The sequence below is a fragment of the Pseudonocardia xinjiangensis genome (assembly GCF_050948425.1).
GTDB classification, from domain to species: Bacteria; Actinomycetota; Actinomycetes; order Mycobacteriales; family Pseudonocardiaceae; genus Pseudonocardia; species Pseudonocardia xinjiangensis.
In genome coordinates this window covers 5,709,838-5,723,536 of the sequence record NZ_CP192009.1, presented here as the reverse complement: position 1 = coordinate 5,723,536, position 13,699 = coordinate 5,709,838, and the positions used below count along the sequence as shown (strand labels likewise).

Below are 13,699 nucleotides of genomic sequence, written 5' to 3'. Positions count from 1 at the left end.
GTGAGAGCCGTTATTTCCATATGGGCATCGTACGATTTGGATCGTATGGTGCAAAGGTGGCGCTGCCGCTAGTAGTAGCGCTGCCAGGAGACCTTGCACCCGCGACTGCAACACTGCCGCGGAGAAGTGAATTGCGCACCTTCGCCTCCCCCTTCGGTCAGGATTTTCCGTTGCAGTCCGCGCTAGCGTCCCGCCATGGCGTCGACCCATGAGACAGAGATCGGTGACGTAGAGGTCATCAAGCGCTATCGGACCTGGGCGCGAGGCGAACCGGATCGGGAATGGCGCGCGCTGCACCTGCTCGAGAGGCATGCGTCCGGCCTTGCGCCCTGCCCGTTGCGGCGCATCGACGACCACGGCCGTCCGGTGATCGTCATGTCGCGACTTGCCGGTGCGTCACTCGGAGGACGGCCTCTCGATGAGCATCAGGTGGTGGCAGTGGCAGCAGCGTTGGACCGCCTCCATGCCGCTGTGCCCACATGCGAGGTCGACATGCTCCCGCGGCGCCTGTGGTACGTGCCGGAGGCGGTGCAGGAGTTGCGGAAGCGGGTGGAGCATCGGCCGCCCGGACTCGGACCGGCGATTCGTCGTGCACTTGTGCTCGGCGCCGACTGGCTCTCCTCGGCCGACGTCGCCCGGCTCTGCGAGCAGGAGGTCCGGCCGGTTCTCGGGAACGGGGACGGCAATATCGCCAATTTTCTCTGGGATGGTACGCGTTGTGCTGTTGTCGACTTCGAGGATTCCGGTGGCACCGACCGTGCATTCGAGGTCGCTGATCTCGTCGAGCATGTGGCTTGCGGGATCGGTGGTGTCCTCGACGGGGATGCGCTGCTCCGGCACCTCGCGCTCGACTCCGATGAGGCACGCCGCGCCCAGCAGGCGCGGAGGCTGCTGGCGCTGTACTGGCTGATCATGTTGCTCCCCGGCGCCCCAGGTCGTGATCGCAACCCGGTCGGCAGTGTCGACGGGCAGGCAGAGCGGCTTCTGCAGCTGCTTTCCTGAAGGCCGGGTGTGGTGGGGCCGCGACCGTCGGCCGGATCACAGATCCCGGCTCACCCGGCCTGGTAGCCTCCCGGCAGGTTCAGGTGGACCTGTGCATCGGGCCACTCGTGATCGTGAAGCGGAGTTCGGCATGACAGGCGGAGAAGGCGACGACATCTCCGGGTGAGCCCGGAGTGTGACGCCATCGGCACCCGCGCGCTGCGCTGTTGGTGTCGGCGGCTTGCCCCTTTTGTCGAGCCTTCCTGCCCGCCGCCAGGTGTGCCTTCTGCGTACCTGCGCCGAACCCGAAAGTCTTTTCATGTCCGACGTCATCGTCTGCTCGAACGTCACCTTCTCCTGGCCTGACGACACCCCGGTCTTCGACAACCTCTCCTTCAGCGTGGGCAGTGGCCGCACCGGTCTGGTCGCACCCAACGGTGCGGGCAAGAGCACGCTGCTCAAGCTGATCGCCGGCGAATACCGGCCCCTCGGTGGATCCGTCTCCGTCGAGGGCGTGCTCGGTTACCTTCCGCAGACGCTTCCGCTGACCGGCGACCTCAGCGTGGCCGAGGTGCTGGGAATCGCCCCGGTGCTGGACGCCCTGCGCGCGATCGAGTCCGGCGACGCCGCCGAGGAGCACTTCACCACCGTCGGCGCCGACTGGGACATCGAGGAACGTGCTCTCGCCGAACTCGACCGGCTCGGTCTCGGCCATGTCGTGCTCGACCGCCGCCTCCGGACGCTCAGCGGCGGGCAGGCCATGTCCCTCGGGCTGGCGGCGCAACTGCTCCGCCAGCCCGACGTCCTGCTCCTCGACGAGCCCACGAACAACCTGGATATCGACGCGCGCCGCAAGCTCTATGGCGTCCTCGAGGACTGGAAGGGCCTGCTGTTCCTGGTCAGCCACGACCGCGCGCTGCTGGACCGGATGGACCGCATCGCCGAGCTCGACCGGGCGGAGATCCGTTTTTACGGCGGGAACTACACCGACTACGAGGAGGCGGTGCGCTCCGCCCGGGAGGTCGCGGAGAAGAACATTCGCACCGCCGAACAGGGTCTGAAGCGGGAGAAGCGGGAGCTGCAGACCGCGCGCGAACGTGCCGCTCGACGGGCCGGCAACGCATCCCGCACCATCAAGTCCGCCGGCCTCTCCCGGCTCCATGCCGGGAACCACCAGCGCCGGGCGCAGGAGTCGGCCGGAAAGGCCAACGACCTGCACTCGCAGCGGGTCAGCGACGCGAGGGCGAAGCTCGACGAGGCGGGCCTCGTCCTGCGCGACGAGCAGAAGATCGCGCTGGCACTGCCCGGCACCCGGGTTCCCGCCGGGAGGACGGTGTTCGAGGGCAGGGGGATGCAGGCCCGCTACGGCGACCGGGCGATCTTCACAGGTGCCGACCTGACGATCCGGGGCCCGGAGCGGATCGGGCTGCTCGGTCCGAACGGCTCCGGCAAGTCCACGCTGCTGCGTGTCGTCGGCGGTGACCTGGAGCCGGAGAGCGGTGCCGTGCGGCGTGCGGAGGGGCGGGTCGCCCACCTGTCGCAACGGCTGGACCTGCTCGATCCCGACCGCACGGTGGCGGAGAACCTGCGCGCCTTCGCGCCGGAGATGCCGGACGCGGAGCTGATGCACCTGCTGGCCCGGTTCCTGTTCCGGGGATCGCGGATCCGCCTCCCGGCCCGGGTCCTCTCCGGTGGCGAGCGGCTGCGGGCGACGCTCGCCTGCATCCTCTACTCCGAGCCCGCGCCACAACTGCTGCTGCTGGACGAGCCGACCAACAACCTCGACCTGCTCAGCGTGGGACAGTTGGAGAGCGCGCTCGACGGCTACGAGGGCGCACTCGTGGTGGTCAGCCACGACGAACGGTTCCTCTCGCAGATCAGGGTCGACCGCTGGCTCCGGCTGTCCGGGGGGCGGTTGGCCGAGACCGGCGCCCCCGCAGGCGAGTGAGCCGGGCGAGCACCGAGGCCGCATCGGCCGGTGGCCGACCGGCCCGGTGCAGATGTGACGGGAGGGGCCGGAGTGCGTGAGCTCGCCGGGCGGTTGCGTTCCGTGGATCCTGACGCCGGGGCGGCGCTCCAGGTGATCGCTCACTTCGACGCGCTCGTCGACGCGCGCGCCGGTCTGGAGGCGATCGTCCGGGCCGCGGCGGTGCTCGCCGGCTGTCCGGCCGGCATGGCCGATCGCGCACGCCGCCTGCGGATCCGGGTCCTTCCCGACGGGCGGCGGGCCGACGGCGAGCCCACCGGCGCCACCGTGCCGGTGTCGTCCGGCCGCGACGACGCCGTCGTCTGGCTGGAACGGTCCGGTGACGGAACCGGCACGGCCCGGATGGAGCTCGACGCGATCCTCGTCGAGCGCCTCGCGACCACGGTCCGGATCGTGCTGGACCGCACCTGGTCGGACGCGCCGATGGCCGACCCGGCCTCCGTCGAGCTGCTGGTGGACGCCGCCGTCGACGAGAGCGCCCGCGCCGCCGCGGCCCGGCGCCTCGGACTGCCGGTGGACGGAGTGTTCGTCGTGACGGTCGGCATCGGTGCCGCGCCGGGGCACCGCCGGACACTCACGACGCGGCTCGGCGAGCTCGACGTCACGATCGAACCGGCAGGCCGGCGCGGCGCACCCCGGACGCGATGCTCCGCGGCCGGTCCGCCCGTCGAGCTGCGGGACCTTCCGTCGTCCTACCAGCAGGCCCGGCTCGCCCTGCGGTTCACCTGCGCTGCGGACGAACCCGGGCCCGCACATGTCGATGCCGCTGCCCTGGGCGGGATGCTGGCGCTCGCGGAGGGTTGTGACTCACCGGCCGCGGTCGCCGAGACGGCCCTGCTCGACCGCGTCATCTCGGCGCACCCGTGGGCGCTCGACACCCTCACCGCCGTGACGGCCGAGGCCAGCCTCCGAGGTGCGGCGGCCGCCCTCCACGTGCATCACTCCACGGTCCAGGGCCGGGTGGAGCTGCTCGACCGGGCGCTGGGTTACCCGGTCGCCACCGCGCTCGGCCGGACCCGGCTCACGGTGGCCCTGGCGCTCCGGCGGCTGCGGCGAAACCGCTGGTAGGGCCGGCAGCCCGCCAGTCGGCGGGGAACAGCCGCCGTGCGACGGCTACGGACCACGTCGTCCGACCGCCTAGCGTCCGGACGATGAGGAGCAGGACATGACGAAGGTGCACCCGCCGTTCGATCCGGAGGTGGCCGCCGCGCTGGTGGCGGTCAACGGGGCACTGCCGTCGTCCATCACCCCGGATCTGATCGGCCTGCTGCGCGAGATGACCGATGCCGGCTACGCGATGGGCCTGGACGAGATCCGGCGGCACGTGCATGCCGAAGAGCTGACGGTGCCCGGGCGCGCAGGTGACCCCGACGTGGCGCTGCTCGTCCTGCGCCCGACGGACCGCGACCCGGCTGTGGCTCTCCCCGGTCTGTACTTCATCCACGGCGGCGGGATGGTGGCCGGCAACCACCGCACCGGTATCGACGGGGTGCTGGAGTGGATGGCGGCGATCCCGATGGTGGCGGTCAGCGTCGAGTACCGCCTCGCGCCGGAACACCCGCACCCGGCGCCCGTCGAGGACTGCTACGCCGGCCTGGCGTGGCTCGGCGAGCACGCCGCCGGGCTGGGGATCGACCCCGACCGGATGGTGATCGCCGGGGGCAGCGCCGGAGCGGGCCTTGCCGCCGCCACCGCCCTGGCCGCCCGGGACCGTGGCGGCCCGCGGGTGCGGGGGCAGCTTCTGATGTGCCCGATGATCGACGACCGCGCCCTCACCCCGTCGAGCACCGAGCTCGTCGGCGAAGGCGTCTGGGACAGCGTCTCCAACGCCACCGGATGGTCGTCGCTGCTCGGCCCGGCCGCGGGCGGACCGGACGTCTCGGCGTACGCCGCACCGGCCCGCGCCACCGACCTCTCCGGGCTGCCGTCGGCGTTCATCGAGGCCGGCTCCGTCGAGACCTTCCGCGACGAGTCCGTCGACTACGCGTCCCGCATCTGGCAGGCGGGCGGCCAGGCCGAGCTGCACGTCTGGCCCGGTGGTTGCCACGGCTTCGACGGCGTGGTCCCCGCGGCCCCGATGTCGCGCGAGGCGCGCGCTGCCCGGGTGAACTGGCTACGTCGCGTACTGGCCGAATGAGTGGCCCTCAGCCGCCCGACGCGGGCGGGAGGGGGATGGCGGCGAAGATCCCGTCCGGGTCGAAGCGGGTCTTGGCCGCGCGCAGCCGCGCAGCGTTGGAGCCGTAGGCGTGCGCGATCTGCTCGTCGGCGTCGGAGGCGAGCATGCCCGGGTAGCCGCCGGGGATGGCGTGCGGCGCCAGCGCGGAGGAGACCGAGTCGGCCCATGCCGCGTGACGGTCGCCGTCGGCATCGTCCGGCCCCCACGCCGCGATGATCTCGACCATGAGGTGGTCTCGGCGGATGCCGAAGGCGGTGCTGTCGAGCGGCACGCGCGCCGCGGCGCCGTGGAAGTGGTGGAGCAGGATGGCGGACAGCGGCGAGGTCTTGGCCGTGCCGCCGTCGACGACCGCCGAGACGACCTCCGGGCTGTGGCCGGCCACGGTGCGCGTGCGGATCGCGTAGTGGCTGCCGGGGATGATGAAGGGGTCCTGCAGCGATATGGCTTCGCCGTAGGTGATGGGTCCGACCTGCGACATGAGGGGAGTACCCAGCCGTTCCAGCTCGTCGATGACGCCCGCGCCCTGGGCGAGGTCGCCGCTCCAGGCCGGTGACACGAGCGCCATGAGGCTGCCGTCCGGGCCGGACAGGACCCCGGTCTGCACCGTGAGCTCGTCGGTGCACCCGGCGAGCACCTCGTTCAGGCCGAGGAGCACGTCGGTGGCCTGTTCCCAGGGAAACAGGATGAACCCCGCCAGCACCCGGTCGAGCGGGTGCAGCCGCACCCGCATCGACGTCACGACGCCGAAGTTGCCCCCACCGCCGCGGAGCGCCCAGAACAGCTCGGGCTCGTGCTCGGAGTCGGTGGTGACCGAGCGCCCGTCGGCGAGGACCACGTCCGCACCGAGCAGGTTGTCCAGCGCCAGGCCGACGCGGCCGCCCAACGGGCCGTAGCCGCCCCCGAGCGTGAGGCCGGCCATGCCGACCGCGCCGGACGCGCCGGTGGCGGCCGCCAGCCCGGAGGGAGCGGCGGCAGCGATGACGTCCCGCGCGGTGGCGCCGCCCGCTACGGTGGCGACCCGCGCTCCGGCGTCGACCGTGACCTCCCGCATGAGCGTCAGGTCGATGACCAGGCCGTCGGGCCGCAACGCACGGCCGGCCCAGTCGTGGCCGCCCCCGCGCACCGACAGCGGCAGCCCGTGATCGCGTGCGGCCCGGACCGCGGCCTGGACCTCGGCGGCTGTCTCGGCCCGCACGATCAGCGCTGGTCGGTCCTGCACGGCACCGTTCCAGAGCCCCCGGGCTTCGTCGTACGAAGGGCCCGAGACCAGCACCCGGTCCGGGTCGAGCTGCCCTGACAGGTCCTTCACCGCGGACACCGCGGGCTCGTTCGTACTCATCGTTCCTCCTCGTGCCGCGGCAGCGGCGCGCCGACGTGACAGCTCTGCCACGTACACAGTCTTCTTACTGGATCGACTCTATATCGATCAGAGTGAAACTCTGATGAGAAGAGCGGTAAGGTGCGTCCTGTGACGCAGTCGACCGGCAGTGCCCGCCCCGGCCGCGTGACTCGCCGGGCGGAGTACGCCGAGACGACCAGGCGCGCGATCGTCGCTGCGGCGCGGACGCTCTTCAGCGAGAAGGGCTACTTCGCGACGAAAGTGGACGAGATCGCGGCGACCGCCCGCGTCGCGCCTGCCACGGTCTACGCCGTCACCGGCGGCAAGCAGGGGTTGCTCAGGACGCTCGTCGACGAGTGGTCCGACGCGCCTGTGGTCGCCGAGGCCCGGGCGGAGATCGCGAAGCTCGACGACCCGGAGGAGCTCCTGCGTTTCCTCGCCGCACTGACCAGGAGCATGCGCCAGGACTACGGCGACATCATGCGCCTCGTCATCGCGGCAGCCCCGCATGACGCCACGGCGGCGGAAGGCCTCGCCACGGGCACGGCCCGCTATCGCGACGGCACCTTGCTCGCGGCGCAGCGCCTCGCCGACCTCGGCGCCCTCCGCGACGGGCTGACCGTCGAGGAGGCGTTGGACATCCTGTGGTTCTACTTCGGGTACGCCGGGTTCTTCACCCTGGTCGACGACAACGGGTGGTCCTATCAGAAGGCCGAGGAATGGCTGCGCGACGCCGCCCGTCGAGCGCTCCTCAAGGAGGTCGCCTCGGAATGAGGCGTTCGGCCCGGCGCCGCGGAGGTGCCGTTCCTCAGCGGGCGAACGCGGAGAAGGTCAGCACGCCGTTCTCGATCAGCCGGGCAGCGATCTGGGCCGGGGCGAGCGCTCCGGGGGTCCACATGCCACCCGGTGCGTCGGGGAGGTCGTGGAGCACACAGCGGGCGGCTTCGAGGGCCATCGCGGCGGCCGCGTCGGAGCCGGGGTCGCCCTCCCCGGAGACGGTGGCCGTCATCCGGTGCCCGTCGGCGTCCGTGCCGAGCACCAGGACCTTGTAGGAGGGCGCTCCGCCGACCACCGGACCGGCCTGGTCGATCGCAGGCGCGCCGGCCACCCGAGGCGCCACGATCGCCGCCATCACCTCCGTGATCCCCTCGGCGATCTCCCGTCCCGCCTCTCCCGGACCGGCGAGCATCATCTCGTCGTAGGTGAAGTCCTCGCCCCAGGCGTGCCCCTGCAGCGCGTTCGAGCGGTGCAGGTTGGCCTCGTTGATCGACGCCATCACCCAGGGTGCGGCCCACATCCCCAGCCGGTCGTCGAACTCCGGCCCGGTCGGCCGCGGCTGTTGCGGCCCCCGGAAGCCGCCTGTCAGCAGGAACGGGTCGGCCGCCAGCGCGCCGGTCGCGTGGTCTGCCCGCGCCGCGTCGGCGGACGCGACGAGGGTGGAGACGGTGCCTGCGGTGAACCCGCCGACGTCGGTGAAGGCGATCCGGCTGCTCACCCGGGGGAGCGGGGCGTCCCACCGCTTCCGCGCCTGCGTCTCCAGCACGTGCACGCCCAGTTCGAAGGGCAGTGAGTCGAACCCGCAGGAGAAGACGATCCGGGCGCCGGTACGGCGGGCGTCGGACTCGAAGCGGTCGATCATGTCGCGGACCCAGAGGGGCTCGCCGTTGATGTCGACGTAGTCGGTGCCGCTCGCCGCGCACAGGTCGACCAGCAGCGAGCCGTGCCGGAGGAAGGGACCGACGGTGCTGAGCACCACACGGGTGCGCGACACGAGCGCGCGCAGGGACTCGGCGTCGTGGGCGTCGGCGACGAGGAGCGGGGTGTCCGCAGGAGCACCGATCTTCTCGCGCAGGCGGTGCAACGCCTCCACGTCCCGCCCGGCGAGCCCCCACCGGAGACCCTGGCCGTGGCTCACCAGGCGTTCGGCGACGAGCCGGCCCGTGAACCCGGTGGCTCCCCAGACGACGAGGTCGAGGTCGGCCTGACTGGACGCGCCGGCAGCAATCACGCCGAGGAGACTAGTAGCAGCAGGACGTGCGAATCGGGCAGCGGGGCGGCTCGTGCCGGGGGTCGGGTCCGGGCGACTCGCGGGTTGGGAGCGGGCGACTCGCGCACGCGAACCGGGCGACTCGCGGGTCGGGAGCGGGCGACTCGCGCACGCGAAGCGGGCGACTCGCGGGGCCGGAGCGGGCGACTCGCGGGTGGGGGGCCGGGGTACCGCCCCGCTCCGACGGCGAGTGCTGATCACTATCGTTTCACCGGTGACAGCCGAACCGCTCCGGGCTCGGGTCGGCGTCTCGGTGGTCTTCGCCGCCTGTGGTGCCGCCTTCGCGACGTGGGCGGCCCGCGTGCCGGCCGTGCAGGCGGACCTCGGGCTGGGTCCCGGGGGGCTCGCGGTGGGCCTGTTCGGGCTGGCCGCCGGTTCCGTCGTCACCCTGCTCGCTGCGGGACCGCTGATCACCATGATCGGCAGCCGCGCGGGAGCCCTCGTCGGAGCGACGATCCTGTGCGTCGGCCTGCCGCTCGTCGCCTTCGCCCCGAACCTGGAGGGGTTCGTCGCGGCGCTGGTGGTGCTGGGGATCGGCAACAGCCTGCTCGACGTCTCGATGAACGCCCACGCGGCTCGGGTGGAGCAGGCCTACGGACGGCCGATCTTCGCGAGCTTCCACGCGTTCTGGAACATCGGGGGGCTCGCGGGCTCCGGGGTCGCGGCAGTACTGGCCGCCCAGCGGGTGCCGGTGGCGGCGCACTTCCCCGTCGCGGGCGCGGTCCTGCTGCTGGTCGCGCTGGCCGCCACCACCCGGGGTTTCCTGGCGGGGCCGGACCAGGGTCAGGGGGAGTCGCCCTTCGCGCTGCCGGGCAGGGGCCTGATCCCGGTGGGGGTCATCGTGTTCTGCGGGTTCCTCGCCGAAGGCACCGTCAACGACTGGAGCGCGGTCTACCTCACCACCGTCACCGACGCGTCGCACGCCGTCGCGTCCCTCGGCTTCTTCGCCTTCTCGATCGCCATGATCGCGGTCCGGCTCGTGGCCGACCGGCTCAGCGGGCGGATCGGGATCGTCGTCGTCATGCGCGGGGCGACGCTCGTCGCCCTGCTGGGCTTCGGGCTGGTCATCGCGGTCCCGGTGGCCGGGGTGGGTGTCCTCGGGTTCGGCGTGGTCGGGCTCGGCCTCGCCGCGATCGTTCCCCTGGCCTGGAGCAGCGCCGCGCGGAAGCAGCCGGACAACCCGGGCCGCGCCGTCTCGGCCATCGCCACCTGCGGCTATCTCGGGTTCCTCGTCGGGCCGGTTCTCGTCGGCCCGCTCGCCGCGGCGTTCGGGTACCGGCTCGCCCTGGCCTGCGCCGGTGCCCTCGTCGTCGCTGTCCTCTTCCTGGCCCCGGCGCTGGACGACGCGGCCGCCGGCCGGCGGCGGTGACGCCGACCCGGAGGGTCACTCGGCGAGGAACGTCGCCAGGAGTTCGGCCACGCGCTTGTCCGCCTCGACGATGAGCATGTGCGAGCCGCCGTCGGCGCCCTCGACGACCTCCAGCCGAGCCCCCGGGATGTGGTCGGCGACCCAGCGGGAACCGGCCCACGGCAGGGGGCTCTCGCGGCCGGCGATGACGAGGGTGGGCAGGGTGATCCGCCGGATCTCGCGACGCCAGTCCTGCCGGCCGAAGTCCGCGACGAGCGCTGCGGAGAAGGCCGCGCCAGGACGGCCGGTCACGGCGAGCAGGTCGCGCATGGCCGCGTCGGAGAAGTTCGGGGTGACCATCCCGGAGAAGAACTGCTCCACGGCGCCCTCATGCGTCTCCGGGTCGCCGATGGCGTGCACGAGACCCGCGAGCTCCTCGTCGGTGAGCACCGACCCGGTGCGGGCGCGGGCCTGCGCGTCCTCCTCAGGATCGTGGCAGACGGTCGGAGCCTGGTCGACGAGCACCAGCTTCCGCAACCTCGCCGGACCGAACAGCTCGTGGTAGGCCCACGTCACCACGCAGCCCATCGAATGGCCCACCAGCGTCACGTCGTGCAGGTCCAGGTGTTCGAGGAGCTCGTGCAGGTCGAACGCCAGCCGGTGCAGATGCCACCCGGCGGCCGCGTCGGCGGAGGCGCCGTGACCACGGTGGTCGTAGGTCACCCGCAGATGCCCGGGCAGCTGCGCGGTGATCGGCTCCCAGAACCGTGAGCTGAGCAGCCAGCCGTGTACGAAGACGACGGGTTCCCCGGCTCCGGTGGTCGTGTAGCGCAGGGTTGCGCCGTCGTTCGTCGTGAAGGTCCCGGCCACGGGTGGTGCTCCTCGGGCAGTGCGATCAGAGATGGCCTTGATCGTCTGCCGTCGCCGGGGGAGCGCACAGCGGTGAAACCACGATGGTTCATCCGGCGCCGCACCGGGCACCGGCGGCGTGCGGTGGGTAGATCTACCCGCCGGCGGCGGCGCGGGCCCGACCCCCGGCCGAGGTGAGCGCGAGCGCGGCGAGCTCGGTGCGGTTGGCGGTGCCGGTCTTCGCCCGTAGCCGCTCCACGTGCTTCTCGACGGTGCGCGGGGACAGGAGCAGCCGGTCGGCGATCTGCTGGTTGGTCATCCCCGTACTCACCAGGGACAGCACGTCCGACTCCCGGCTCGTCAGCCCCGGGAGGTCGGGGAAGGGCGCAGCCTTGCCGGCGAGTGCGGCCGTGGCGCGGGCCAGCCGGTGGTCGCCGGAGGCGATGAAGACCTCGGCCGCCTCGGCCAGCAGCCGCTGCGGGTCCCCCCACCGGTCCCGCAGCGCCGCCTCGGCGGCATGGCGGCGGAAGACGGCACGGATCCAGGGCGCACCGGCAAGCTCCGCGTCACCGCGGGCGAAGAGCTGCTCGGCCCGTGCGGCGTCTCCGCCTCGGCCGGCCACGATCGCCCGGGCCACGGCGAAGCTGCCGGCCATGAAGCTGTCGTCGATGTCCACCCAGTCGCGCCCCACCACCAGTTCCCCGGCGCCGGACGCTGCCACGACCACAGCGGCGACGCCGTGGAACATGCCCAGGAAGAACGGTTGGACGATCATGTCGTGCCGGGGCAGCAGCGCACGGGTCCGCTGCACCGCCCCGAGCGCCGCGGCGAGGTCGTCGTCGACGAGCGCGGAGAACACCGTCGGCGCGCCCACGATCGCGGCCTCGACGTGCGGGCTGTGCTGCCGCTGCGCCAGCTCCGCAGCGATGCGCCGGGCGGCGTCCACCGCCCGGCCCTGCATCGCCTCGACGGTGGCGAGCACGCCGGTGAGCACCGCCGACTGCTCGCCGAGCTGGTAACGGCGGGAGGCGGCGAGAGCGCACCGGCCGTACTCCTCGGCGCGGTCGAGGCGGTGCGCGGTGAGCGCGGTGACGGCACGCAGCTGCTCGAGGTCGACGGAGATGGTGAGGCCGCCGATCCGTTCGGCCAACGCGGAGGCCTCGTCCAGGTTCGCGCCGTCGCGCAGCATCGCGACGTCCAGATGGGCCAGCTGGTGCAGCGCGCGGAGCTCGACGAGGTCCAGTCCCGCGCGGCGGGCGCGGCGCAGCTCCTCACCGAGGTAGTGGCGCCCGATGGTGAGCTCGTGGGCGACCAGCATGTGGTACCGCCCCAGGAGATCCAGCGCCGAGCAGGCGATTTCCGCGCAGCCCCCGCCGCCGTCGGCCTCCGCCAGCGCGGCTGTGGCCTGCCGTACGGCCACGTCGTGGTCCTGGGCGTCGAACGAGATCTCGGCGAGCGTCAGGTGCAGGCTCAGTTCGAGCCCGCGGTCGAGATCTGCAGTGCGCAGCGCGGACTCGCAGAACCCCCGCGCGGCGACGGGGTCCATCGCCCGCGAGGCGGCCCGGGCGAGCACCAGCTGCAGCTGCGCGGCCCGGTAGGGGCCGTCGGGATACGCCGGGACGGCCGCCAGGAGCTGCGTGCCCAGCCGGTCGACCGACGCGGTGTGGCCGGCCGCGTCGAGCGCCCGCACGAGCGTCCAGGTGGCCGCGATCCCGGCGGGCGTCCCGGGGTCGACGAGCTCCCGGGCGCGGCGCGCCGCGGTGAGCGCGGTGGACACGGCACCGCTGGCGAGCGCCGACTCGGCCTGGTCGACGAGATGGCGGCAGGCGTCCTCCGGACGGCCGGCGACGAGGGCGAGCTCGGCGCACTGGGCCAAGCGGTCGGCAGTGACGGGATGGAGCAGGAGGCGGTCGAGGAGCTGGGCCGCCAGCTCGACGAGGCGAGGGCGCGGCATCGTCGCGCAGATCGCCTCCCGCGTGAGCGCGTGCCGGAAACGGAGCTGGCCGTCGGTGGTCTCCTCGACGACCTGACACCTGATCGCCCGCGACAGCGCATCCAGCACCACGCCGTCGGACAGGCCCACCGCGTCCCGGACGAGGGACCAGTCGACGTCGCGGCCCAGCACCGACGCGGCCTGCAGCACGTCGGCTGCCGGGCGACCCAGCTCGTCTAGGCGGGTGGCCACGCTGTGCGCGAAGGACAGCGGGACCGCACCCGAGCCGTTCGCCAGCAGCTCCTCCACGAGGAAGGGGATCCCGTCACTGCGGGAGACCACCATCTCGACCACGTCGTCGGGCAGCTCCCGGTCGGGGGCACAGGCCCTGGCCAGCCGCTGAACGTCGGTGAGGCTCAGGCGTCCGAGGTGCAGGACCGCGGCGGCCGGGCGCCGGGCCCACTCGTCGAACCGGCCTGCCGCCACGTCGTCGGTGCGGGTCGTGGCCAGCAGGAGCAGCGGCTCCTCGTGCAGGTAGTCGGCGAGGTAGTCCAGGACCGCGAGCGTCTCCGAGTCGGCCCAGTGCAGGTCCTCCAGGACGACGAGCACACCGGAACCCGAGTCGAGCGCCCGGCTCAGACGCAGCATGGTCTCGGCCACCAGCAGGGGCGAGAGCGCGGCCCTCGGGCCCGGCACCAGGCCGGGCAGGAGGGCCGCCAGCCCGGCCTGTACGGCGGCCCCGCCGGCCTCGTCGAGCGGCCTGGTGCGCAGTGCCTGCGAGGCGGCCCCGGCGAGGGGACGGTAGGCCTGCGCCCCACCGCCGTGGACGGCACGCCCGCGCAGTACCGCCACGCCGCGCTCCGCGGCCCGCTCCGCCAGGTCGGCGGCCAGCCGGGACTTGCCGATCCCGGCCTCCCCGGCCAGCACCAGCAGGCCGCCGTGCCCCTGCTCCAGCCGTGCGAGTGCGGCCAGGCCCGACTGCCACTCCGCGTCGCGCCCGACCAGCTCAGCGGAACGCAGGACGCTCACGGTGCGGTCG

General features: G+C 73.0%; 10 protein-coding genes. 6 read left to right on the top strand and 4 right to left on the bottom strand.

The window, feature by feature from the left end:
* The first annotated feature begins 195 nt into the window (after window positions 1-195).
* The 4 genes from ACQPZA_RS26870 (at window position 196) to ACQPZA_RS26855 (ending at window position 5,105) form a co-directional block, all read left to right on the top strand.
* On the top strand, window positions 196-1,002 hold the full coding sequence (locus ACQPZA_RS26870; RefSeq protein WP_433274923.1) for a phosphotransferase: 807 nt from the start codon (window positions 196-198) through the stop codon (window positions 1,000-1,002).
* A gap of 298 nt (window positions 1,003-1,300) precedes the next feature.
* On the top strand, window positions 1,301-2,929 hold the full coding sequence (gene abc-f, locus ACQPZA_RS26865) for a ribosomal protection-like ABC-F family protein (protein ID WP_433274921.1): 1,629 nt from the start codon (window positions 1,301-1,303) through the stop codon (window positions 2,927-2,929).
* Between the two features lie 102 nt (window positions 2,930-3,031).
* The gene (locus ACQPZA_RS26860; protein ID WP_433274919.1) at window positions 3,032-4,036 is read left to right on the top strand and encodes a helix-turn-helix domain-containing protein; all 1,005 of its coding nucleotides are present in this window, start codon (window positions 3,032-3,034) and stop codon (window positions 4,034-4,036) included.
* Between the two features lie 97 nt (window positions 4,037-4,133).
* Window positions 4,134-5,105 (top strand): alpha/beta hydrolase, encoded by a 972-nt coding sequence (locus tag ACQPZA_RS26855; protein WP_433274917.1) that lies wholly within the window; start codon window positions 4,134-4,136, stop codon window positions 5,103-5,105.
* A gap of 7 nt (window positions 5,106-5,112) precedes the next feature.
* Here ACQPZA_RS26855 and ACQPZA_RS26850 read toward each other — a convergent pair whose 3' ends face one another.
* Window positions 5,113-6,483, bottom strand: a complete 1,371-nt coding sequence (locus ACQPZA_RS26850) for an FAD-binding oxidoreductase (protein ID WP_433274915.1) — start codon at window positions 6,481-6,483, stop codon at window positions 5,113-5,115.
* A gap of 129 nt (window positions 6,484-6,612) precedes the next feature.
* Here ACQPZA_RS26850 and ACQPZA_RS26845 point away from each other — a divergent pair, with 129 nt between their 5' ends.
* Window positions 6,613-7,257: a TetR/AcrR family transcriptional regulator gene (locus tag ACQPZA_RS26845; RefSeq protein ID WP_433274913.1), complete on the top strand. Its 645-nt coding sequence runs from the start codon at window positions 6,613-6,615 to the stop codon at window positions 7,255-7,257.
* 34 nt (window positions 7,258-7,291) lie between these two features.
* Here ACQPZA_RS26845 and ACQPZA_RS26840 read toward each other — a convergent pair whose 3' ends face one another.
* A complete protein-coding gene (locus ACQPZA_RS26840) occupies window positions 7,292-8,491 on the bottom strand; it encodes a saccharopine dehydrogenase family protein (RefSeq protein ID WP_433274911.1) in 1,200 nt (399 codons plus the stop codon).
* A 253-nt stretch (window positions 8,492-8,744) separates the two neighbouring features.
* Here ACQPZA_RS26840 and ACQPZA_RS26835 point away from each other — a divergent pair, with 253 nt between their 5' ends.
* Window positions 8,745-9,899 carry an MFS transporter gene (locus ACQPZA_RS26835; RefSeq protein ID WP_433274909.1) on the top strand — a complete coding sequence of 385 codons (1,155 nt, stop codon included), beginning with the start codon at window positions 8,745-8,747 and terminating at the stop codon, window positions 9,897-9,899.
* Between the two features lie 15 nt (window positions 9,900-9,914).
* Here the strand turns inward: ACQPZA_RS26835 and ACQPZA_RS26830 are convergent, their stop codons facing one another.
* Together ACQPZA_RS26830 and ACQPZA_RS26825 are read right to left on the bottom strand one after the other, a co-directional pair.
* Window positions 9,915-10,748: an alpha/beta fold hydrolase gene (locus tag ACQPZA_RS26830; protein ID WP_433274907.1), complete on the bottom strand. Its 834-nt coding sequence runs from the start codon at window positions 10,746-10,748 to the stop codon at window positions 9,915-9,917.
* A gap of 133 nt (window positions 10,749-10,881) precedes the next feature.
* Window positions 10,882-13,689 (bottom strand): helix-turn-helix transcriptional regulator, encoded by a 2,808-nt coding sequence (locus ACQPZA_RS26825; protein ID WP_433274905.1) that lies wholly within the window; start codon window positions 13,687-13,689, stop codon window positions 10,882-10,884.
* Between the last annotated feature and the right edge of the window lie 10 nt (window positions 13,690-13,699).